This is a genomic window from Flavobacterium sp. YJ01 (assembly GCF_029320955.1).
Lineage (GTDB): Bacteria > Bacteroidota > Bacteroidia > Flavobacteriales > Flavobacteriaceae > Flavobacterium.
The window spans coordinates 5,253,761-5,276,011 of record NZ_CP119757.1 but is presented as its reverse complement, the minus strand read 5'-3'; the positions used below and the strand labels follow the sequence as shown (position 1 = coordinate 5,276,011).

Below are 22,251 nucleotides of genomic sequence, written 5' to 3'. Positions count from 1 at the left end.
TAGTTAATATTGCTGCTCTTCGGGGTCTTCTTCCCAATAATCCGCCTCCTCGTTTTCTGTTTCCTCTTCGTCAGTCTGCTCATCTTCCCCAGTATAGCCATGCTCGGGGAAAAGCGCTTCCCGTTGCGGTTCAGGCGATGTCTTCTCTGATGCACTGCCGAAAAGGTCTGGTGCAAATTTCGCAGACAGTTCAGCTTTTCTTCTGCGCAACTGCTCTGCTTTTAAAGGGAACTCGTGGATTTCGGGCACTTTCATCCATGCCTCGCGGAATTTCCCTTCCTTTTCAAGCTCGTCCGCCTTTGCCATGGCATCATTGAACTTTTTGTCCTTGGCTTCGGCTTCCTTCTTTTGGTTTTCTGCTTTCTGCTTCTCCATGGCAGACTGCTTTTTGGTATTTTCAAGCTGTTTCATATAGCCTTCCATATCCACCATAAGACCCGATGCGCTCTGCATGGGCGTGGTGATATTCTCAAAAAAGCCTTGGTCGAGTTCCTCTGCCGTACCGCGCAGGCTCAGTGGCGGGATGTTGTGCTTTGCGCTGTCCCCGCAAACATCGTTCTGTAGCATCACAAGCACTACAAGCCTGTCCTCTGTCGCTTTGGCAACGGTAATGTGCAGATCCCCTATAATGTCCATCTGCGCTATCTGATTGAAAAAATTAGTGTTCATTTCGTTTAAATTTTAATTGTTTCTTGTGTTGTTTCTGCATTTATCTGCTTTTTAATCCCGATGGGAATAGATTTCTAAGGCTGTCCCATTTGGCAACAGCCTTTGGTCTTTCGCCTGCCTAGTTAAGATTTAGGATTTCCGCTCCGTCCGTCTTGAAAGCCATGCATAAATCAAACGCCTTCTGCGCTTTTTCCTGAGCTGTGCCTCCCATGACAATCGACTGAAGTTTTGCCTCTCCGTCCCTGTATCTTCGCACATTCTGATAGTAGCCCGTCACGGCGTTGTAAGCCCCGAAAAGCGTGCCTTTAGTGGTCTGCATCTGCTGTGCCTCGCTTGCCATAGCGTAGGCGAAAGCATCCTCTACGGTATTTTTGAAGATGGCGGATGCCTCGTTCTCCGCACCTTTTCTGATTAGTTCCAAGGTTTCCTTATTTGGGCATAAAGCCAACTGTATAAGCTTTTTGACTTCCCTGTCCGCAATCTTTACTTGAGACCAATTATTGAAGATGCCTTCAAGCTGTGCGCTTAGCCTGTCGGCAAGCCCCATCACTTTATGGGCATCCTCAAGTCGCTGTTTAGCCCCTGATGTATGGCGGATGCGCACCACGTTGCTCATTGAGCGAATCGAAGCGTTAAGGGTGTTCTGGCATACGATGCGGATGGGCGTGAATGCCGCCGTGATGCTACCGCTTCCGTCATGCGAGGTGGTAAGAAAAATGTATTTTTCGCACACGTCATCCCCTTTTCCAACACGGATATAATCAGGGAGCTTTGCTGTAATAAATATGCGTTCCCCCTGCCCGAGCGCTCCTGCCGTTTCGTAGAGTATCCCGTCGCCCCCGCCCACAATGGCATCAAAGAAGCTGAACGCCTCGCGGTTCTGCACGATATGGTAGTCCTTTCCTACCACGCCCAAAACGGCATTGCTGTCGGTGCGTATGGTGGCAAAGCAGTCAGGGACTGCCAGTTCGGAGCTTCCCACTTCAATGCCCTCACGGGTGACTAAGATTTCAGAGCCTTTGGTGTAAAGCGGACTTTTAGCCACCTGATAGTCAAGCCCTGCATATTTGATGGCTTCCGCGCTTGTCGGGTACTGTTCTACTGTCTGTCCAAGCCCGTGCCACGCTTTTTCCTTCACGCTGAAAAAAGAATACTTTCCTGTTTTGCTGTTATAGTTGATATTGTGTGCCATGATGCATCTATTTTAGATTTATAACTATGTTCTGTTTTTACCGCCGTCACTTAAAACGGCAGGTCTTCTTCAGGCTCTTTCAAATCGGGCTTGCTGTTCTCTGCCTGCACCGAATCTTTTCCGCTCTGCGCTTCCTGCGCTGTTCCCGCTTTTCTGCCTCCTCCGTGCAGTTTGATATTCGATGCATTGAAGTTCAGCCCCGCTCGCGGTTCTCCGTCACTGTTCTTCCACGCCCTTGCACTTACCATTCCTGTGAGCTCCACCACTGTGCCCTTTGTAAGCCACTCGGCAACCCTTGGGCTTATCCAGTAGGCGCAGTCGAAAAAGGTGGTCTGCTCCACCCTGTCGCCTTTTCTGTTTTTGTAGCTCTCGTTGATGGCTACTGAAAAATTTACCACCTGTCTGCTGTCCGACAATGTGCGCACCTGCGCATCCCTTGTCAATCTTCCTGTAATGTTCATGATTCTGATTTTTAAATATTTATACCCACTTAATTATTCTATTACTTAATAGTTTCATTTATTCATTTATATGCTTTTATACTTTTATACTTTTATACTTTTATACTTTTATTCTTTTATTCTTTTATTCTTTTATACTGTGATAATCTTCTGCTGTACATTTTAATCTTCCTATTAAAGCCCTGCACCCCGCAAAAGCCTCGCTCAAAATTTCCACGCCTAAAATGACCTATAGAAAAAAATAGGACTCCGCAAACTGCAACGCCAAACCCAAAACCCCGCCACTAACCGCCTTTTCATCTTCCCGCACGCCCCTGCTTTACCCGTCTCTCCTTTAAATTTATTCCTTCCCGCATTTAATAGCTTCGCCCCGCCCGCATTTTAGCTTTCTTTTGCCATCCCCGCATTTCCTTTTCGCTTTTGCTCCCCCCTGCATCCCCGCCCGAATTGGTCTGCACCTCTTATTTTTATTTTTTTACTTATTTTTTTTTTCAGAAATTTTATTCGGCAATGAGAGCAGGCGCTTGTTTTGTTTCACAACTTCTGTTTTCCAATATTTCAATCCTTATTTCTGACATTTTTTTTATTCGTCTAAAGAGCCGCAGTATGCTGTGTTTTGTTTCATGAGCATAAAAAGGTGAGTGTCCGCCAAAAGCACGGCTCTGCCTGAAAATACTACCCGCAGGGATGGAGATTTTCAAGGCAGACCAAAGGCCCGGCCTTGCTTTTGGAAAAGGGCACGGACTACCTTTGCTCCTGAAACAAAAAACAGATGCATACGGGGACTTTGATAAAAACTAAATGGGAAGCAATCTGGATCAGAGGAATAAATTAGCAGTCAGGAAGAAAAGCAGGCAGTTGAGGGTGAATTTGAAAAATAATCATCCAAACCTTATAGCAAGGTGGAAATCAACCAGTAGAATTAATTAGTGAAACTACTGCAGCACAGCGAAAAAGATTTGGTATTTATTATTATATTCGCTTAAAAAGCAATCGAATGACACAAAGAATGTTTAAAAAAGGTAGCATTGGTGCCATTTAATGGTTTGCATATATTAATTAGATCTAATTACAATGACACCAAATTGGCAAACTACATTCAAAGATTTTCCTGAAATTCCATTAAAAAAAAGATGGAAAAAGGATTCGTTGACGTCTTTAGAACAAGAAATTGCATTAAAATATGTAAAACAAGAACCAGTTTCTCAAGATGAAGAAGATACTTTCAAAGAAATCCTAGAATTTTATAAAGTGTTAGATCAAAAATTAAAAGATTTTGATTACACATCATTATCTGAAAGTGAAAGAGAATTATTTAAAGGATATATTCTATATGCATTTAACTATCTACCGACTGTTTCTAATAATTTAGCAATTTTCACAACTTATCGGATGGTTATAAATGAATCTGTTTTAGGTAAAAATGAAAGAATTAATAACATAAAATACCTAAAGCACCCTCCGTTTGAAATTATTCAAAAAATAGGCCGTTATAATAGAGCAAATTCAACAAAAACCAATGTTTTTTATTCTTCTGAATCAATTGATACAAATCTTAAAGAATTAAAGCCTCCAGTTAATAAACGAGTAACTGTTGGAGTCTGGCGTCCAAAAACTAATCGCAAATTTCGTTCATATGCAATTTCGCACGGAAAAGAAGCTATTATAAATAACCTTGGAGCTGCCAAAGCAACTAAAGCATTTGAAGAAATTAAACCATACAACTCACCTCTTTTTATCGAATACGTTGAAAATTTTTTAAATTTACTTGGTCGTGAATTCTCCAAAAGTGTTTTAAACCATTTGGAATATCTAACCAGCTCTATTTTAGCTGAACAAATACTTCACGGTAAAAAAAGTGATGATTCAGAAAGTTTTGAATGTATTATCTACCCGAGTGTTGGTAATAATTTTAAAACGGACAATATAGCAATGCGCACTGATGTGTTTGAGAACAACTTTTATCTTGAGAAAATAATTGAGTTTGAAATTACGGAGGCCTTTTATGATGAACCATCTGTAGCTGACGAAGCTGAAGAAATTACATTGGCCGATATTACTAAAGTTTTCATTACAACTAAAATTGATAATGATGGTAATATTCAATGGTAAAAAAACATCTGCTAACAATCTTTTCAAGGGATTGAGAAAAAGACTAGATTGAAAGATGGATTGTATTTGAAATTTTTAATAATGAAAAAAATCGTCTCTTTAATATCAAACCTCTTGTAGCGCTAAGAAGTTATCTACAAATTATAAAGATTGATAAATGAAACATCACGACAATATCCCTGTTTGGGATGTACAAATTTCAGTTTTTGGACCAGTTTCCATAGAACAAACATTTGAGCTAAATGTACGGAAGGATTTAGAGCACCCGGAAGCTTTTTATAGTAATGTAAGAGTGCAACATAGCGAAAATGGTTTTGATGCAATAGTAACAGCGTTTGCACCCAATTCAGAATTAGCAGAAAGTGCCGCAGTTCTCTGGTTTGGGCGTATGCTTGATTTTCTTACCTTAAAGCTGGATTTGCCATTACAATTAGATTTAACTGAAAATTTTTTAGTTCAAAAAAATTTTCATAGAGTAAAAAGAAAAATAGATGTTGATGATTTTAGGTACGCATTTAGGGAATCAAGAATTTTCAGTATTGAAGAGACTGTTTATTCTAGAGCTCTAAGTTGGTATAGAAAGGGAAAATATACTCAAGATCCCTTTGATAAGTTCTTGGCATTTTGGAATTCAATTGAAGCCGTTGCTAGTTATTACAATCCTAATAAAAAAGCTTGCGAAGGCAAAGGAACAATATGCCACATTTGGGAAAGTTTTAAGCATATTTGGGGCGAATGCGCGGATTGGGAATTTATAGGAGGTCAAACCCATTGGATCGATGAAGGAAATAAGATCAGAAAAAACATTGCTCATGGAATAATTCCAATAGAAATTGATTCTATTCAAACAATAATGAACAAAATTCCAGAAGTAGAAAAAGTAGCCCACAAATTTCTTCATGATTGGTTTAGAGTTGTTAGGCCAAAAATGACTCCTAAGTTGATGAATAAGTTAAGATAAAATTGTTTATTACAACGGTTTGAAGTAATAAATGGTTTTTATTAAAAGGAAATCTTTCTTCGCGATTTTTTTTAAACAGAATATAATTATTTCACTGGCTACATTATAGCGTAAAGCCACAGAAAGTTTTACGCAGTTTATCAGACGATAATCTTTTAATTTGAAATTAAAAACAGAAAATTATGAAAAATCTATTTTACACTATATTTTTCACTTTATTTTTTTCTGCATGTAATCAAAGCCCATCACAAACCGAGAAAGATTACATCGAAAATTTAGAAAAGAAAAATGCTGAATTAGAGAAAGAATTACAGCAAATACGCGAAAATCCAAATGATGAAACAAAAAAGAACAAAGCTGACAATGAAAGCTATTTTTCTATAGGATCAACAGAAGATGAGGTTCTTGAAGCTATGGGTGATCCTAAATCATTAGACAAGGTTGGTCCATTTAAAACATATTATTACGGATTAAGTTATATTAGATTTAAGGATGGAAGAGTTGAAAGTTATGATAATACTGACGGAAATCTAAAAATAAAATTAAAAAAATAATGTCCTGCTTATTTAAACTGATCACGACAGCGATCTTGCGCGATAGGTGCATTTCCTTAATGGGACGGAAAGTACTAAACTAGAATTTAGTTATTTTTTAGACTTAATCTTAAAAGGTTATTAGTGATGCCTATCTGCGAAACGTTAGCCATAGTTTTACATATTCGCTTCAAATCAACTCCGAAAGCTAACCATAGGGAAATACTGCAAAAAAATTTTAGTTAGAATTTATGATACAAGCACATTTCAAAGACATCAGAAATAAAATAATTGAACAAATTGGATCTTCTAAAGAGGAAATACTAATTTGTGTAGCTTGGTTTACAAGCAAGGAGATTCTTGGTAAGTTAATTGATAAAGCAGAATCTGGCTGTAAAATAAAAATTATTATAAGCGACCATTTTGAAAATAAGCGACTCAGTTTTAAAGAAATTCAAAACAAAAATGGTTTAATTAATATTCTGTCTGCAAATTCAGGTAGGTTTCTACACGATAAATTTGCTGTTTTTGACAAAAAAAAGGTCTTATTCGGCTCTTATAACTGGACAAATTCTGCTGAATTTTTCAATCACGAAAATATAATTATAAGTGACGATGAAACTTTATTGAAACAGTTTTTAGGTAGATTTAAGCATCTTGAAACAATTGCAGTAAATTATGAAATTCAGAAATTATCAAATATTACTAGTATTGACTCAGAATCTAAAGAAGAAGAATTTGAAAAAATAGAGAATGAATTGCTAAATGAACTTCTGCGATCTTTAGATGAATCGTTAAAAGCAGGTGCAAAAATCAATAAAACAACTATAACTGACATGCTATTTAGATATGGTGCAATTGGAACTGCGAGAAAACTTATGAAAGACGGAGCTGAAAATATTCAATCAGGTTTACTAAAAATGTATGAAATCGAGCGATTGGACCTAACATTCGAGAACATTATATTAAAACCTAGATATAGGGTTCTATTTAACGATGAGACAATTAATAAAGCAATCGAAAAACTTGAAAAATTAGGTTACAAGAACTATGTTTAATCTGCTGCAAGAGAATTAGGCATTTGGCATAATTTGAAAATATTCCTGTATTTGGCTGTTTTAGAAAATATGGATTAATTTAACCCGAAACCTTTTGTAGCAAGGGACGGCGGTGGCAATGCCAAGAGGACACTCGGCGCAACAGAAACAAAACAATTATTATTAAGAAATAGAATTGATGACAATAACTCCGACTCAAAATACAATAAAACTAATCGAACTATCAAAAGTAAAACTAACTATCCCTGTTTATCAACGTCCATACAAGTGGACAGAGAAAAATGTAATGCAGCTTTTGGGAGATATTTTTGAGTATGTAATCATTAAAAATAAAAATTATAGAATTGGAAATATCATCTTACACAGTGAAAGTTCAATAAACAATGTAGTTGACGGACAACAGCGCCTAACAACAATTTCGCTTTTATTAAAAATATTAGACGAAAGTTATGACGGATTACTATTAAACGAAAAATTCAAACACAATATTTCCAAGAATAATATTGCCTATAATTACCGCATTATTGACAAATGGATAATGACAAAATTTGAAAGCAGCGACGAAAAGAAAGCAGATTTCAAAAATAAGATTTTGAATAAATGCGAATTTGTTCTATTTACAGTTTTCAGACAAGACGAGGCTTTTCAGCTTTTTGACTCTCAAAATGCAAGAGGCAAAGCCCTTGAACCTTACGACTTATTAAAAGCATTTCATTTGCGAGAAATGGATCTTGACAGTGAAGAAGAAAGAACAGAATGCGTTGAGCGCTGGGAAGCATCTGTTGATGAAGGATCTTTAAAACCAATACTTGGCAATCATCTTTTCAAAATTCGCAAATGGAGTAAAAACGAATGGAAGTACGATTTCACTAAAGATGAAATTGAAGAGTTTAAAGGAATTTCTGTACATCAAAAACAAAAATACCCTTATGAAAGTGCAATGAGGATGTTAGATGGTTTTATAAAAAGTACTTACAATGATCATTCTTTGCGTAGCCCACAAATTGCACAAACGTTTCCTTTTCAAATCACAAGTCCGATAATTAACGGTAAACGCTTTTTTGAATATGTTGATTTTTACATTATCCAACGTGGGAAATTATTTGATTACGGTAAAGAGGATACTGTAAAAGGAGAGATTCCGGAACTTAAAAAATTCTACCGAAATTATTGCTACAATTATTATGGCTGGTGGCGAAGCGGAGATGAAAAAGTGAGAAATCTTTACGAAAACATTTTATTAGCATTCATTGATAAATTTGGCTACGTTGATGATTTTGAAAATTTCTACAAAGCATTCTACAAACTTGCCTACAATATCCGCTGTACAAAAAGCAGAGTTACGGTAGAAGCAGTAATGAATAGTTCTGCCCAACAAAGTTTTAGCAAAATAATTGATTCGGTAAGTCCTGATGCATTTAAATACTATCAGTATAAAACTTACAAGATAGAAGATATTGCGGTGAAAGGGATTGAAAAGATTGTAGAATTTATTAAAGAAGGAAACTAAGATGGCTCATAATGCAAAAAATATAAAGGAGATTTTAGAAAATGACGTTTATGTCATCCCTCGCTACCAAAGAAATTACGCATGGGGGAAAGCAGAAATTTCCCAGTTAATAAAAGATATTGAGGAATTTTTCCCAAAGGAAAACAATCAAAATAAATCATATTATCTTGGTTCCTTAGTCTGCTTCAAAAGAGAAGATGGAAATTTTGAACTCATCGACGGACAACAGCGGCACACAACTATTACGCTAATAAATCTAGTTTTGAAAAATTGGACAGATGAAAGTAAAAATGCAGTTTGCGTTCCAAATCTAAAATTTGATTCACGAAAAAAAATACAAAATTACATTGAAGGTTTGTACAAAGCAGAATCAGAATCTTTTCTAAAACAGGCTAGCGATTTAAACATCTCGGGTACCGGAAGTCTTAAAGATGCCATTGAAATAATTCAAGAAGAATTAAGAGAAAGGGATGTACAGAATTTTGCAAAGGATTTTTACGAAAATGTATATCTATTTCGTGTGGAAGTTCCAGAAGATACTGATTTAAACCATTATTTTGAAATAATGAATAACCGCGGCGAGCAGTTAGAAAAACACGAGATAGTAAAAGCTCTTTTAATTGGAGAGATAAAAAATGAAGATAAAAAAGTTGCAAGACAAGAACAAGAAAAGTTTGCTAAAATCTGGGATGCCTGTTCAGATATGAACAATTATGTGTTCCTAAATTTTGACAAGCAAAATAGGGATAAACTTTTCACTAACGAGAGTAAGATTATCGGAACAAACTTTGAGGATATTTATATAAATGAAAATAACGATACGGACGAAGAACTATCCCTGCTGCAAATCATCACAGAATATAATATTCCAACAGACTTTCCCAAAGAAGAAAAATTCATTAAAGACAAATATAAATCCGTTATCGACTTTCCCAATTTTTTACTGCAGGTCCTGAAAATTAAAAACGATAAGGTCTCACTTGACGATAAAAAACTTTTAGAACAATTTAATGAAAACAAGCCTGAGGCGAAAGAATTTATTTTCGATTTATTATACTATAGAAGTATGTTTGACAGAATTGTCATCAAACAGGACTTAACTGATTCTGATGAAAGCAAACAAAATTGGGGAATTAGAAAGTTAAACAGCGATTTTGAAACAACAGTAAAAACTTTTGAAAATGATGAAGAGCTGACAAAACTTCAAGTAATGCTTTATTATTCAGATTCTACAAACACTTACAATAATTGGCTGCAGGTACTTCTGAAAAATACGGATTTTGATGCTGGCAAATATCTAGAGAAAGTTTGGAGCATTGCCAAAGTTAAATTCAATAAGGGCAGATTATCCTATCCAGAAGTTAGTATCTTCAATTTTTATTTTATTGACTTTCTGCTTTGGAAACTTTATAAGGCAGAGGAAGTTAACGAAAATTTGGAACCACTAAAAACTAAAATTGACAATTTAAAAAGTCACTTTCATAATTTCAAATTCAGACAGATAAGTTCAAGAGAGCATTTGTTTTCGCAAGAACATGCAAAACGGTATTCTATTGACGAAGAAGTTTACAATGGAATTGGAAATTTGTGCTTAATCTCCAGTTCTCAAAATTCGGCAGGCAACAAAGAAAATCCAATCGACAAAAAGAAAATGTTTCTGCACGATAATTCAAGCTTGAAACGGTTGGTAATGTTTGAAAGCTATGAGAATGATAAATGGGAAACTGAGCAGATCAATGAACATAAGGCATGTATAGAAAATTTAATTAGAGAAATGGTGAAGAATTAAAAAAAAAGCCTGATACTGCCAAAAAGCGTTTGACTTAAAAGAGCGGTAAGTGGTAATCTGAACATTTTACCCCACTTCAACTTTTGTGATGAATTGACAATTTTATACTCAGGTACCTGCGGCCATCTATGATGTATGAAATAAAACATATGACCTTTACACACCGTGATCGCAAAAGCGCAGACAACTGAAAAATATTAAATAACCAGAAAGTATAAAAAATAATCGTGTTTTCAATATTTTGCACTATACATTAAACCTAAATTTATGTTTGAAAATGATAATTTAGACTGGAAAAAATACGAAGTCGTTACCAAATATATTTACGAGACTCTCGGTAAGGAATCAGGCGTTAAAATAAAGGGCTATGGAAACGGATGTAAGGTGAAAGGTAAATCCGGAGTAAGTCATCAGATTGATGTATTGACTTCCTATTCCGATGGCATTCATGCCTATCAGACGGCAATCGAATGCAAATACTGGCAGGAAAAAATAAACAAGGATATTGTTATGAAGGTAGCCGAGATAATTGAAGATGCAGGAATTAACAAAGGAGTCATAGTTTCAAAAAAAGGTTTTACGGAAGACGGAATCAATTATGCCAAGTACAAAAACATAGGGCTCGTAGAACTGCGGGAAGCAGAGGAAAAAATATATTTCCAAGACAAATCAAAAGCTAATTCCGTGGATGTTTCTGACTTCAAATCCACCTTGCTTCGTCCTGAAATATTATATGCCACTATTGACCTTGTCGATAAAGTTGAGAAAGAAAGGGAACAAATAAAGATATCTCAATCTCTGATTGTTTTATCAGATGGCACTCAGATTCCATTTGAACACTATGCCAATATGTTTAAGAAAGAACTGCATATTCAAAAAAAAATATTCCAAACCATAACAAAGAGCTATGAACTTCCCGGGGCAAGCCTGCTAAATAAAAGAGATAATATCTCAGTTAAAATTAGAAGCGTCGTTTTTACCGGAGTGTTGATCCAGAGAAATGCTGACCTAAAGTTTTCACTTGTAGATCAAGTATGGCTTATAATGAAATCAATCTTTGAAGAAAGGTCATTTATCATTTCTAAAAATGGTGTCATATCAGAAAACAAATAAAAGGATCGCAAAAAATTTAGTACCCGATTACAATTCAATACTTCATTTTTTTCCGACTCACCCTACGCCCCTGTTCTTTCTTTTTGGAGTATATATATTCTTTAAATTCATGACGCGAGAGAGATTTCATTAAAATCTCTTTTTCCATAATTGCAAAATGTGCAGAGAGCTGTTTTCTAATAGATTTGGAATCCATTCCTTCCCGATAGGCTTTCATTGATTTAGAATAGTAACGCTTTTTTGATGCCTTTACGGCATAAGAAAGGAAATTCCTTTTTCCTAAATGTGAATATCTTTCAAAAATCTGCTTTTTTAGAATTTTATCCCTCTTTGATTTATCACTGTACGCCATCATTACAGTCTTTACAATCCTGCCCTTCATTTTCCTGAAATAGCGGGAAAGGCTTCCTGGTCTGATATAAATTGAAACACCATTAAACTCAAAACCGAGGTACTGCAGATTCTTATAATACTGCTGCTCATTCTGGACAGTGAAAACCGGAGCAAATCTGTCAATTTTCTTTTGGTTAAATCCTCTGACCTTCCCAGATAATGCAGGCCTGAAATGGATTATTTCAGTTTTTTTTGCCTGAATAACCAGCTTATACGCCGCTATTTCGTTAAGAAGGATTTCATTGATATGGGCCGCTTTTTCAGAGTCGCAGATTATCAGAAGATCATCGCAGTAGCGCCTGTACGTAAAATCCAGCTCAATGCTGAGATTAAATATTTTTTCATCAAAATCAATCAGATAAACATTCGACAGCAGTGCGCTCATAGGTGAGCCCTGCGGTATTCCCCGGAAACTTTTTTCACCACTTGGGGAAATTTTTGGAATATTGACCGTCAAAAGATTTCTTTTTCTGAGCAGATCAAACTTATTGCTGAACGTTGGACCGGCAGCATTGTCAGGTATCAGATCCAGAAGTGAGTTCCAGTGTGGCGCTGTTTTTAAATCTATTTTAAAATGCTTCAATATACTGTCTCGGCTGATATAGCTGTATTTTGTGAGGGATCTGAAAATTTTATATTGATCCTTTGCCAGCTCCTGAGTGTTTAATATTTTACACCATTTGTTTTTTAAAATCGCGTGGTCAATATTATCAAAATAACCGGTAATATCAAGTGCAATTGCAGTGCAGTGTCCATTAGCCGAGGCTTTTTTTCTTACAGCTTCAAATGCTTCTTTAGCAAACTGTATATTACATTTCCCGTCAAGATCGGACCTGTAGGCCAGCACGCATTCGCTAAAACCTTTCTCGTGGATATACTCTTGGTATTTTTCGCTCAAAGCAAAAGAATAAAAACCATAAATATAAGAGTCGAAATGCGAAGCGAAAGCAATTGGTCTTATTTTAGTTTCCAGACCATACATTTTTTCGTTTTCTTGAAATCTGAATCTCGGGGTCTTAGTAAGTATTTTTACAAAAGGGAGAAAAGAATGCTTTTCCATAAGCACTCTGTTTGACACAAGCTTTTTGATGTCACTGCTGTTTTTAAAAAAATTAAAATAAGGATCTAAATGGGGATAAGTTTTAAGCTCAAAACTCTCTTGGCTTTCTGCAGTCTTCGCCACATAACGCTCCCATAAATCCTCATTAAAAAGTAGTGTTTGATTCATTATTTTTTTATAGGGACACCAGCAGGAAAGCAGTATCAGTCATTAACCTTACCTGCTGATGTACAATGTTAAACATTGCTTGGCAGACGACCGATTTCCATCGTCTTGGGGTTTACACCCATTCATGCCTTAATCCTCACATTGGCTGATAGAATTTTGTTCTCAGCACTTCAGATTGGCTTTTTAATTCCAACCTTTCCAAGATTACCGGCAGTCTGACTGAACTGCTTTTGTGTGCCTTGAAACCTTGCAGAAATGTTTTACACCTGCTCGGACATACCAGACGGAGCCTGGGAAATCTTACAAACAATAGAAATGTTATGAAAGCAACTTTAGTCTTGACAGCATATCTGATATTTCGTATCTTAGTGGAGTATTTCTTTCCCTTTGGTACAGAAATTGCAGTATATGTCATGAATCACATTCTGCCTGTCGCGATAGGCAGAATAGTCAACTTAAACATTCAACCCTTCGGACTCTTCCGAAGGCACTTATCTAACTCAAAATCTATGCCATAGATTCCCTGCGTCAGTATAACGTTCCATAAATATCAGTTTTAATGGAAATATATTGATTTCTAAAATATTTTTCAGACAATTTCCTGACATCTCTGACATATTCATGACAGTTTTGTTATTGATATGCAGGGTAATGACAATTTCTACTCGAGCTTTTGTGAAAAAAATATGTAAGTTAGAACATAGCCCCGATAGCAGCGGAAATCCTTCTGCGCCGGTGTCCGGCGCAGAAGATTGGAGCGGATAGCGGGAGAAGCTCCAAAAAAAATAAATCCAAAAAATAAATCCAAAAAATAAATCTAAGAACCAAAACCAAAACCAAAACCAAATACCAAAACCTAAAACCAAACCCAAAAACAATACTATATAAACACTTCAACAAACAAACAAACAAACAAACATACATCCAGTCCGGTGATTGCCAGGCCCGCTGAAAAAAGCGCAGCGGCACCTGCAAAAAATCCGCCCCCGCTCCCCTGCATCCCTTGACAGCACACGGATTTTTGCCTAAATTTGCCCCATGAACCCCGAAGAGATAAAAAGATATTTTGACGCCAATCCCCCGCCGCAGACGGTGGACTGGAAGCCCTGGGCAAGAATCACCGACTCGCAGCTGTTTTTAAAGAGCTGCTATACAGGCATACGCACCTTCAGCGGTACCTTGGACATGTGCCCCGCGTGGTGGCACCTGAGGGATTTCTACCTGCTGGTGAAGAAGACCCAGCAGGCAGATGCTGCAGATCCGCAAGGGGAAGAGCAGACTGCCGACTGAAAATCATAACCGGCCGGGATTCCAGAAAGCTAAAAGAAACATACTTAAAAACAGCTTTCAAAAAAAAGCAATACGGGATTTTACAATCGGATCTGAGATATCATCCGCACAAATAAATGGCAGCGAGCCTGGCAATCGCAAACATGCCTCCTGCAAATAATCCGACACAAAGCAGCAATATCGCAAAGAAATTATCCTTTGGCGGTTTTTCGCTCTTAAGCCCTATGCCATCAAACAAGGGTTTGAGGGACTTTTTGCAGAAATAGACAAACCACACCATTAAGACGGCCATGATAAGGTAAGCCGAGAGCCTGTTTCCCTTAATATTTACATTTATGCTGAAAAGACAGGTGATGACCACAAAAAACAGCATGCTGAACATAAAGGCCGCTATGCCCAGAATATTCCTGACTGCCGCATAGGCATATCTTTTGGAAGTCTCTTCATCATAGTGAAGATGATAATAATAGTTATTAAGCAGTTTTTCGTAAAAAAAAAAGCAATTTAGGCTTCATTCCCTAATATAATTTTAATTGGTTAAAATTACTGGCATCTGCCCAAAAAAGCAAATGGCAGCAACGCTTTATATTGATTAATTACAATAGGCGGCTCCTGCCAAGCCGGACATGATTGATAATGGTCCAAATGAAGGGGAATGCGGTCCAGGCACCTGCGCCGCAGCACCTAAACCTGCAGCATTCAGCGTATCGGCATCAGTCCATGGATCCGACTGCAACTGCCTCTAATACAGAGACAACCTTTCGGCTCCACCGATTGCAGCGCCAATTCCCATACCTGTTTTAGCAAAACCTATTGAATCCGAGACCCTAGCCCCGATAGAAGCGGAAATCCTTCCGCGCCGGGGTCCGGCGCAAAAGATTGGAGCGGATAGCGGGAAAAAGCTCCAAAAAAATATTATCATATACAATTATCGTTCCCTAAGCGTAATTCGGATATCCTGCTGAGGCAAGCAGGAATTTATTGCTGCTTTTTTTAAAACTGCTCCAGTCCATTTCAAATACTTTCTGCAGCAGGTCGTTCAGCCCCTGAAAACTGCTGGGTTCCACAGCGTACAAATCAGCGCCGAGTTTATGGCAGAGCTCGATATTGTCAGGGCTTTTGCTTGTGGAAAGCATGATGATCTTCACTTCTTTCAGGGCATCTTCCCTGCTGCGGATTTCCGCAAGGCAGTCAAATCCATTTTTGATGGGCATATTGATATCCAGAAAAATCATATCAGGCAGGCGGTCTGCGGTCTTCTCAAGGGTATTGAGCAGTTCCTGTCCGTCACAGGCGGCCTTTACGGCAGCCGGCAGGTTTAAATCCTCGAGGGCATCTAAAAACAGCATTCTGTCGTCTTCGTCGTCATCAGCTATAAATATAACTTTCTGGGATTTATGTAGTTTGGACATGGACTATATTTTTTTGCAGTACAGAAGACAAGAATCTAAGAATCTGCAAAAGTCTATATAGCCATATAAATCTTTGTAAATCGATAAACGATTGAATTATAACCGTGAAGCGGTTAATACCTCTCAAATATACAAATTTTACCCAAATAAAACAGTAAACAGCGCTTTACAATTGACTATAATTAAACGATTTGTACATTTCAATAGGAAAAATTCAAAAACCAACAGCAGTATTTCTAAAATTAGCTGTGACTGGTTTACAAAAAGCATCCTCGCTGAAAATTCTGAATAAAGCATCTTATCAATAAAAAAGCGGTTTTTCGTATGCCCTGAAAAATAAGGATTTTTGAATTTTGTTATTATTTGGAACATTAAATTTTTAAAAATTGTTACTACCTGTACTAATTTTGATAAGCATAAAATGATCAAGATTATGAACCGGGCAATTGTACACATCGACATGAACACGTTTTTCGTCTCCTGCGAAAGACTGATTAATTCTGAACTTAACGGAATACCGCTTATTATCGGCGGCGGGGACAGGGGCGTTGTGGCGTCCTGCTCCTACGAAGCCCGTAAATTCGGCGTGCGTTCGGCCATGCCCATACACATGGCCATGAAGCTCTGCCCTCAGGCCAAAATCATGAAGGGCGACATGGAGCTCTACTCGAGGCTCTCCCATGACATCACCGAAATCATCCAGGAAAAGGCGCCCGTGGTGGAAAAGGCCAGCATCGACGAGTTCTATCTCGACATCACCGGCATGGACCGTTTCTACGGAAGCTACAAATGGACAGATGAGCTGGCGCAGCGAATCACAAAGGAAACGGGCCTGCCCCTCACCTTTGCCCTTTCGGTCAACAAGACCGTATCGAAAATCGGCACGGGCGAAGGCAAGCAGAAGCAGAACCTTGAAATCCCGGAGCATCTGGTGCAGTCCTTCCTGAACCCGCTCTCCATTAGAAAAATTCCGATGGTCGGACAGAAAACCTTTGAGCTCCTTTCGAGAATCGGCATCCGCACCATCCGCACGCTCTCCGAAATGCCAGCCGAGTCCCTGCAGCAGATGATCGGAAAAAACGGCACCGAACTCTGGAAGAAAGCCAACGGCATCGACAACACGCCTGTGGAGCCATACACGGAAAGAAAGTCCATTTCCACCGAGCACACCTTCTCCCAGGATACCATTGATATATTGAAACTCAGCAGGATCCTGCAGGGAATGGTTGAAAAGCTGGCCTACGAGCTGCGCGCCGAAGAGTGGCTCGCTTCAACGGTGACTGTCAAAATACGCTACGCCAACTTCGATACCGAAACCAAGCAGTCCAGAGTCCAGTACACCTCGGCCGACCATATCCTGAACCAGACGGTGACGGATCTCTTTGAGAGGCTCTACCAGCGCCGCATGAGGCTGCGCCTTATCGGGGTGCGCTTCAGCGGGCTGGTCAGGGGAACCTATCAGATTGACCTGTTCAATGATACCGAGGAAATGCTTGCCCTGTATCAGGCCATGGACAGAATGAAGAACCGTTACGGCTTTGATGCCGTGATGCGGTGCGCCGGCGCATCGTTCAAACCCAATAACAAAGACGAAATTCTAAAACGTAAAAAATAAATCATGCTTCTCAACTGCCACTCTTTTCATTCGCTCCGCTACGGCACTATTCCCCTGGATGATCTGATAAGACAGGCAGGAGAATGCGGCATTACCGCGGCAGCGCTGACCGATATCAATACCGTAACGGGCATTTATGATTTCATAAAAGGCTGCCAGGCCCTGGGCATAAAGCCGCTCGTTGGAATCGAATTCCGCTGTGCCCACCGCCTGCGCTATATCGGGCTTGCCAAAAATGCGGAAGGTCTGGCCCAAATGAACCGGTTTCTCACCGGCCATAATTTCTCAGGCGCTGCGCTGCCTGAAAAGGCGCCCGCTTTTGATTCGGTGTATTTTATCTATGCTCTGGAAAATGCCCCTTTGGAACTCAGCGAAAATGAATTTATAGGCATTCGGCCCGACCAGCTCACGAGGCTTATCATGCCCGAGCTTAAAAAGAGGATTTCCAAAATGGTTATCCTGCAGCCCGTGGTGTTCCGCACCAAAAGGGAATACAATCTGCACAGGATCCTGCGCGCAGTTGACCTCAATGATCTGCTGTCCAAACTCACACCTGAGGACTGCTGCAGGAAATCGGATGTGATGATTCCTGAAGCGGAACTTATTGCCTTGTATAAAGACTATCCCGAGATCATCGAAAATACCCGATATATCATTGGGCACTGCAATTTCGAGTATGATTTCCAGAGCCCGAAAAACAAAAAGCATTACACCAAAAACAAAGCAGGAGATATTGCCCTTCTGACCACTCTTGCCGAAGAAGGCCTTGTCTGGCGGTACGGACGCCATAACCCTGAAGCGAAAGCCCGCGTGGAAAAAGAGCTCAAAGTGATCAACGATCTGGAATTCAGCGGCTATTTCCTGATCACCTGGGATATCATACGCTACAGCAACAGCCGGGGCTTTATGCACATCGGAAGGGGAAGCGGCGCCAACAGCATCATCGCCTACTGCCTTGGAATAACGGACATATGCCCGTTGGAGCTTGATCTGTATTTTGAGCGGTTTCTGAACGAGAACCGCAAGAGCCCTCCCGATTTCGATATTGACTGGTCGTGGCAGGAAAGGGATGTCATTTTGAAATACATCTTCGACCGCTACGGCTATGAGAATGTGGCTTTCTGCGGCACGAACGTGGAATTCAAGTACCGCTCCATATTCCGCGAAGTCGGCAAGGTATTCGGACTTCCGAAAGACGAGCTTGACCTGCTGGCCAAAAATCCCATGAAATTCCATGAGCCCAATTCCATTGTAAAATTGGTTCAGGAATACGGCATGATGCTGGAGAAATATCCCAATATGAGAAGCATGCATTCCTGCGGGATTCTGATCTCCGAAGAGCCCCTTACCGACTATACCCCTCTGGAAATGCCTCCGAAAGGGTTCCCCATTGTGCTTTTTGACATGCATACCGCTGAGGATATCGGTTTTGATAAATTCGACATCCTGAGCCAGCGCGGCATCGGGCATATTGATGATACCGTGAAAATAATTGAGCAGAACAGAGGACTGCGCATCAATATCCGTGACACGAGACTCTCCAAAAACGAAGAGTCCGCAAACGTGTATCTGGCGGAAGGGAGAACCATCGGATGCTTTTACATCGAGAGCCCCGCCATGCGCGGGCTTTTGCGCCGCCTGAAATGCGACAACTACAAAACCCTTGTGGCCGCCTCATCCATTATCCGTCCCGGTGTGGCGCAGTCCGGTATGATGAAGGAATACATCTTCCGGCATAACAACCCGTCAAAATTTGAGTATTTCCATCCCGTATTCGAGCAGCAGCTGGGGGAAACCTACGGCATTATGGTCTATCAGGAAGACGTGATCAAGATTGCACTTCATTACGGCGGGCTCTCGGCCGCTGACGGAGATATCCTGAGGCGCGCCATGTCGGGCAAGGGACGCTCAAAAGCGGCGCTTCAGAAAGTAAAGGATGATTTCTTTATCGCTGCAGCCGCAAAAGGGCATCCCGAAACGCTGAGCCGCGAGATCTACCGCCAGATCGAATCCTTTGCGGGCTATTCCTTCTGCAAGGCGCACTCCGCATCCTACGCCGTGGAAAGCTATCAGAGCCTTTACCTCAAGGTGCATTACCCTATTGAATTCATGGTGGCCGTGATCAACAATCAGGGAGGGTTTTACCGCACTGAAATCTACGTGCACGAAGCCAGAATGGCCGGCGCGGTTATCCATACGCCCTGCGTTAACAGAAGCGATTATCAGACTTCGCTTTACGGCATCGATATCTATCTGGGCTTTATGCACCTGCAGGGCCTGGATTCCAAACTCTCGCAGTTCATCGCCTATGAACGCGAAAGAAACGGCCTTTATAAATCGCTGGAAGATTTCATAAACAGGGTGCCGATGGGAATTGAGAATGTAAAGGTGCTGATTTTTATAGGCGCATTCCGCTTTACAGGCAAGACCAAAAACCAGCTGCTGGTGCAGGTCAGCCTTCTGATGAACAATTTCAAGCCGGAAAACCGCGGGCTGATGCTGATCCGCGAACCGGCAAAAGAGTTTAAGCTGCCTGTTCTGGAGCGTTCGGTTTTTGAGGATGCTTTTGATGAGATCGAGCTTTTGAATTTTCCCATATCCTGCACCGTTTTTGATCTGCTTAAGACCAGACACCGCGGAGATGTGATGGTACGTGATCTTTTGAAACACCATAAAAAAGAGGTCCGCATGCTGGCTTATCTGATCTCGACCAAGCAGGTCCCGACAAAAAGGGGCAATATGTATTTCGGGACATGGATCGATCATGAGGGCGCTTATTTTGATACAGCCCACTTCCCGGACAGTCTTGCCAATTATCCTTTTCAGGGAGGCGGATGCTACCTGATGCGCGGAATCGTGGAAATTGACTATCATTTTCCTACAATCACCGTTTCCAAATTAACAAAAATGCCTTTCATCCCCGATCCCAGATATTCGGATTCGGACAAGAGGTTTACCACCCAGCATAATATCAAACAGGATGTCAGCAGCACCCACCGCCAGCCTTATCCGCAGGAGCATGAAATCAATCTGCCGCGCCACAGAATGAAATTTTAGGCATTTATTTATGTAAAGTCCTAATTATGAATTAAATTTGATAGAGAAGAATAAAGAAAACAAACAGAAAAAACAGCATGAAGCACATCAGTCTGGTGCTGTTTCTTTCCCGAAGCATCCTTTTTCGCTGCTGGTTTTCTCTTAAAAGCCTTTCAATGCGCTTAATGTCTATTGGGTATGATTCCATAAGATCGTTTTGTCAAACTTAAGCGCAATGGAAAACACAGAAGCCCTTTTAAGGGCATATTTGTGTCAGTATAAGACATTTTAAACAGCCCTAAAAACGAAATTTATGTGCTATTATACCCAGCAGAATGCCTCTATAGAAGATCTCAAAAGACGATTTAACGCCGAGCTCGATAATGAGGAGACCTACCTGCAGTCTGACTTCATAAATGGGTTTTCCCATCCCAATATTCCTGTCATACTCAATTCCTCTCCGCATCTGATCACAACGGATTATACATGGGGCCTGCTGCCGTCATGGGCAAAGGATATCGAGTTCAGGAAAAACACGCTCAATGCAAGGATTGAAAGCATAGACGAAAAGGCCTCCTTCAAAAATATCACCCATAACCGCTGCCTGATAATCGCCTCTGCCTATTACGAGTGGCATTGGAATGACCAGAAGGGAAAAAGCAAGGACAGATACCAGATCAATTCCCAGGATGATGAAATCTTTACTTTTGCAGGCCTGTATTCCTCATGGACAGATCCTGTGACGGATGAGATTAAAAATACCTACACCATGGTGACCACAAAAGCCAACGATCTGATGCAGTACATCCATAACCATAAGCTCAGGATGCCTATTATGCTCAAACGCCAGGATGAATCCGCATGGCTGGACCAGTCGGTGAAAATCGAGGATTTCGCTTTTCCCTATCAGGGAAACCTGATCGGCTTTCAAATCTAATACAGACAATGCTATGGAAATCGATAAGTTTAACGGGGTCACAAACGGGGAATTTATAGACTACTTTAAGATTGACCTGCACTCCAGAATGGAGATCTTGAGTTACACCTATCCCCATGAACTCCTGGATGAAGACAGCGGCTTTGGCGAGCATGTCCAAAGGTGCATCGCGCTGCTTAAGGACTATATGATCCAGTGCCGCAGGGATTCAAGAGAGGCCGAAAGGGAAATGGAAAAACGGGCGCTGGAAAACGCGGAAAGCGGCGTTAAGGAAACCGGCTGCCAAAAGGCTTCTCCGGCACACGAAACCCCTGATGAAAGAAGGGAAAGGCTGCGGCTGGAAAGCATCGAGGACCAGCAGCAGTCCGAACTCAGATACGGGCAGTTGAGAAGCGAAATAGACAAGCTGATCGACGAGCATCGGGTAAATGTAAAAATAATCTACGTTGAGCTGTGAGATCCCATTTCTATGGCTGCGGAATTGAAATTACCCCTACTGGCTTTGCGCCTCCAATACTGCCATGGTTTTATCATCCAACTGGCCGCTATAATATTTTTCCAATACTTTCTGGAAAACAGGATCTGCGCCGGGAATCAGGCTGAACAGGGTCATGCAGGACTTGAGCTTGCGCTGGTCAGGCCTGCCGAAAACTTCCAATGCGCTTTTACCATCCAGCGCCAGAACCGCTTCTGAAATTTCGACCAGCCGTTTTCCCAGTACGGGATCATTCAGATACTGCACGGCTTCAGTAAGGTCCTTCAATCCAAAATATATGTTATAGTCCGTAAATCCCAGGCCTCTGATCTGGGGAAATACAAACCACATCCAATGGCTCTGCTTTTTTCCTTTTTTTATTTCATCCAGTGCCTGCTTATGCACATTTTCCTGTGCCCGCAGAAATCTTTCAATGCCTTCATCCAAATCCATAACTGATTGCTTTT

At 40.2% G+C, this 22,251-nt stretch carries 18 protein-coding genes; 12 read left to right on the top strand and 6 right to left on the bottom strand.

The annotated features are described in order from the left end of the window. Positions 1-3: 3 nt before the first annotated feature. From P0R33_RS22605 to ssb, 3 genes are all read right to left on the bottom strand, one after another. Positions 4-669, bottom strand: coding sequence for a PRTRC system protein E (locus tag P0R33_RS22605; protein WP_276173353.1), 666 nt, complete (start codon positions 667-669; stop codon positions 4-6). A gap of 118 nt (positions 670-787) precedes the next feature. Then, entirely contained in the window at positions 788-1,861 is a 1,074-nt protein-coding gene (locus P0R33_RS22600) for a DUF932 domain-containing protein (protein ID WP_276173352.1), read from the bottom strand. Positions 1,862-1,911: 50 nt separating this feature from the next. After that, positions 1,912-2,322 carry a single-stranded DNA-binding protein gene (gene ssb / locus P0R33_RS22595; RefSeq protein ID WP_276173351.1) on the bottom strand — a complete coding sequence of 137 codons (411 nt, stop codon included), beginning with the start codon at positions 2,320-2,322 and terminating at the stop codon, positions 1,912-1,914. A 1,074-nt stretch (positions 2,323-3,396) separates the two neighbouring features. Here ssb and P0R33_RS22590 point away from each other — a divergent pair. From P0R33_RS22590 to P0R33_RS22560, 7 genes are all read left to right on the top strand, one after another. Next, the gene (locus P0R33_RS22590) at positions 3,397-4,434 is read left to right on the top strand and encodes a hypothetical protein (protein WP_276173350.1); all 1,038 of its coding nucleotides are present in this window, start codon (positions 3,397-3,399) and stop codon (positions 4,432-4,434) included. 157 nt (positions 4,435-4,591) lie between these two features. Next, positions 4,592-5,395, top strand: a complete 804-nt coding sequence (gene mauJ, locus P0R33_RS22585; RefSeq protein ID WP_276173349.1) for a methylamine utilization protein MauJ — start codon at positions 4,592-4,594, stop codon at positions 5,393-5,395. Between the two features lie 182 nt (positions 5,396-5,577). Beyond that, the gene (locus tag P0R33_RS22580) at positions 5,578-5,949 is read left to right on the top strand and encodes a hypothetical protein (RefSeq protein WP_276173348.1); all 372 of its coding nucleotides are present in this window, start codon (positions 5,578-5,580) and stop codon (positions 5,947-5,949) included. Between the two features lie 230 nt (positions 5,950-6,179). Then, positions 6,180-6,986, top strand: a complete 807-nt coding sequence (locus P0R33_RS22575) for a phospholipase D-like domain-containing protein (protein ID WP_276173347.1) — start codon at positions 6,180-6,182, stop codon at positions 6,984-6,986. Between the two features lie 178 nt (positions 6,987-7,164). Next, a complete protein-coding gene (locus P0R33_RS22570) occupies positions 7,165-8,496 on the top strand; it encodes a DUF262 domain-containing protein (RefSeq protein WP_276173346.1) in 1,332 nt (443 codons plus the stop codon). Between the two features lies 1 nt (position 8,497). Beyond that, positions 8,498-10,285: a DUF262 domain-containing protein gene (locus P0R33_RS22565; protein ID WP_276173345.1), complete on the top strand. Its 1,788-nt coding sequence runs from the start codon at positions 8,498-8,500 to the stop codon at positions 10,283-10,285. A 267-nt stretch (positions 10,286-10,552) separates the two neighbouring features. Continuing rightward, complete coding sequence (locus P0R33_RS22560; protein WP_276173344.1) at positions 10,553-11,398, top strand: restriction endonuclease; 846 nt, start codon at positions 10,553-10,555, stop codon at positions 11,396-11,398. A gap of 34 nt (positions 11,399-11,432) precedes the next feature. On the opposite strand, the gene P0R33_RS22555 is transcribed toward P0R33_RS22560, so the two are convergent. Next, entirely contained in the window at positions 11,433-13,019 is a 1,587-nt protein-coding gene (locus P0R33_RS22555) for a reverse transcriptase/maturase family protein (RefSeq protein WP_276173343.1), read from the bottom strand. Between the two features lie 1,038 nt (positions 13,020-14,057). Between P0R33_RS22555 and P0R33_RS22550 the strand changes: the two genes are divergently transcribed. Then, on the top strand, positions 14,058-14,309 hold the full coding sequence (locus P0R33_RS22550) for a hypothetical protein (RefSeq protein ID WP_276173342.1): 252 nt from the start codon (positions 14,058-14,060) through the stop codon (positions 14,307-14,309). 938 nt (positions 14,310-15,247) lie between these two features. Here the strand turns inward: P0R33_RS22550 and P0R33_RS22545 are convergent. Further along, positions 15,248-15,721, bottom strand: coding sequence for a response regulator (locus tag P0R33_RS22545; RefSeq protein ID WP_276173341.1), 474 nt, complete (start codon positions 15,719-15,721; stop codon positions 15,248-15,250). A gap of 433 nt (positions 15,722-16,154) precedes the next feature. Between P0R33_RS22545 and dinB the strand changes: the two genes are divergently transcribed. From dinB to P0R33_RS22525, 4 genes are all read left to right on the top strand, one after another. Then, positions 16,155-17,336: a DNA polymerase IV gene (gene dinB / locus P0R33_RS22540; RefSeq protein WP_276175678.1), complete on the top strand. Its 1,182-nt coding sequence runs from the start codon at positions 16,155-16,157 to the stop codon at positions 17,334-17,336. A gap of 3 nt (positions 17,337-17,339) precedes the next feature. Continuing rightward, positions 17,340-20,393, top strand: coding sequence for a DNA polymerase III subunit alpha (dnaE, locus tag P0R33_RS22535; RefSeq protein ID WP_276173340.1), 3,054 nt, complete (start codon positions 17,340-17,342; stop codon positions 20,391-20,393). A gap of 292 nt (positions 20,394-20,685) precedes the next feature. Then, positions 20,686-21,309 (top strand): SOS response-associated peptidase, encoded by a 624-nt coding sequence (locus tag P0R33_RS22530; RefSeq protein WP_223705925.1) that lies wholly within the window; start codon positions 20,686-20,688, stop codon positions 21,307-21,309. 13 nt (positions 21,310-21,322) lie between these two features. Then, entirely contained in the window at positions 21,323-21,766 is a 444-nt protein-coding gene (locus P0R33_RS22525) for a hypothetical protein (protein ID WP_223705926.1), read from the top strand. A gap of 36 nt (positions 21,767-21,802) precedes the next feature. Here the strand turns inward: P0R33_RS22525 and P0R33_RS22520 are convergent, their stop codons facing one another. Next, positions 21,803-22,237 (bottom strand): DUF1810 domain-containing protein, encoded by a 435-nt coding sequence (locus P0R33_RS22520; protein ID WP_223705927.1) that lies wholly within the window; start codon positions 22,235-22,237, stop codon positions 21,803-21,805. Positions 22,238-22,251 lie beyond the last annotated feature (14 nt).

Excerpts from the sequence above, each read along its gene's own strand:
- P0R33_RS22520 (WP_223705927.1), bottom strand. The coding sequence starts at position 22,237 with ATGGATTTGGATGAAGGCATTGAAAGATTTCTGCGGGCACAGGAAAAT.
- P0R33_RS22525 (WP_223705926.1), top strand. The coding sequence starts at position 21,323 with ATGGAAATCGATAAGTTTAACGGGGTCACAAACGGGGAATTTATAGAC.
- P0R33_RS22580 (WP_276173348.1), top strand. The coding sequence starts at position 5,578 with ATGAAAAATCTATTTTACACTATATTTTTCACTTTATTTTTTTCTGCA.
- mauJ (WP_276173349.1), top strand. The coding sequence starts at position 4,592 with ATGAAACATCACGACAATATCCCTGTTTGGGATGTACAAATTTCAGTT.
- P0R33_RS22570 (WP_276173346.1), top strand. The coding sequence starts at position 7,165 with ATGACAATAACTCCGACTCAAAATACAATAAAACTAATCGAACTATCA.
- ssb (WP_276173351.1), bottom strand. The coding sequence starts at position 2,322 with ATGAACATTACAGGAAGATTGACAAGGGATGCGCAGGTGCGCACATTG.
- dnaE (WP_276173340.1), top strand. The coding sequence starts at position 17,340 with ATGCTTCTCAACTGCCACTCTTTTCATTCGCTCCGCTACGGCACTATT.
- P0R33_RS22575 (WP_276173347.1), top strand. The coding sequence starts at position 6,180 with ATGATACAAGCACATTTCAAAGACATCAGAAATAAAATAATTGAACAA.
- P0R33_RS22530 (WP_223705925.1), top strand. The coding sequence starts at position 20,686 with ATGTGCTATTATACCCAGCAGAATGCCTCTATAGAAGATCTCAAAAGA.
- P0R33_RS22590 (WP_276173350.1), top strand. The coding sequence starts at position 3,397 with ATGACACCAAATTGGCAAACTACATTCAAAGATTTTCCTGAAATTCCA.
- P0R33_RS22600 (WP_276173352.1), bottom strand. The coding sequence starts at position 1,861 with ATGGCACACAATATCAACTATAACAGCAAAACAGGAAAGTATTCTTTT.
- dinB (WP_276175678.1), top strand. The coding sequence starts at position 16,155 with ATGAACCGGGCAATTGTACACATCGACATGAACACGTTTTTCGTCTCC.
- P0R33_RS22605 (WP_276173353.1), bottom strand. The coding sequence starts at position 669 with ATGAACACTAATTTTTTCAATCAGATAGCGCAGATGGACATTATAGGG.
- P0R33_RS22550 (WP_276173342.1), top strand. The coding sequence starts at position 14,058 with ATGAACCCCGAAGAGATAAAAAGATATTTTGACGCCAATCCCCCGCCG.
- P0R33_RS22560 (WP_276173344.1), top strand. The coding sequence starts at position 10,553 with ATGTTTGAAAATGATAATTTAGACTGGAAAAAATACGAAGTCGTTACC.
- P0R33_RS22555 (WP_276173343.1), bottom strand. The coding sequence starts at position 13,019 with ATGAATCAAACACTACTTTTTAATGAGGATTTATGGGAGCGTTATGTG.
- P0R33_RS22545 (WP_276173341.1), bottom strand. The coding sequence starts at position 15,721 with ATGTCCAAACTACATAAATCCCAGAAAGTTATATTTATAGCTGATGAC.
- P0R33_RS22565 (WP_276173345.1), top strand. The coding sequence starts at position 8,498 with ATGGCTCATAATGCAAAAAATATAAAGGAGATTTTAGAAAATGACGTT.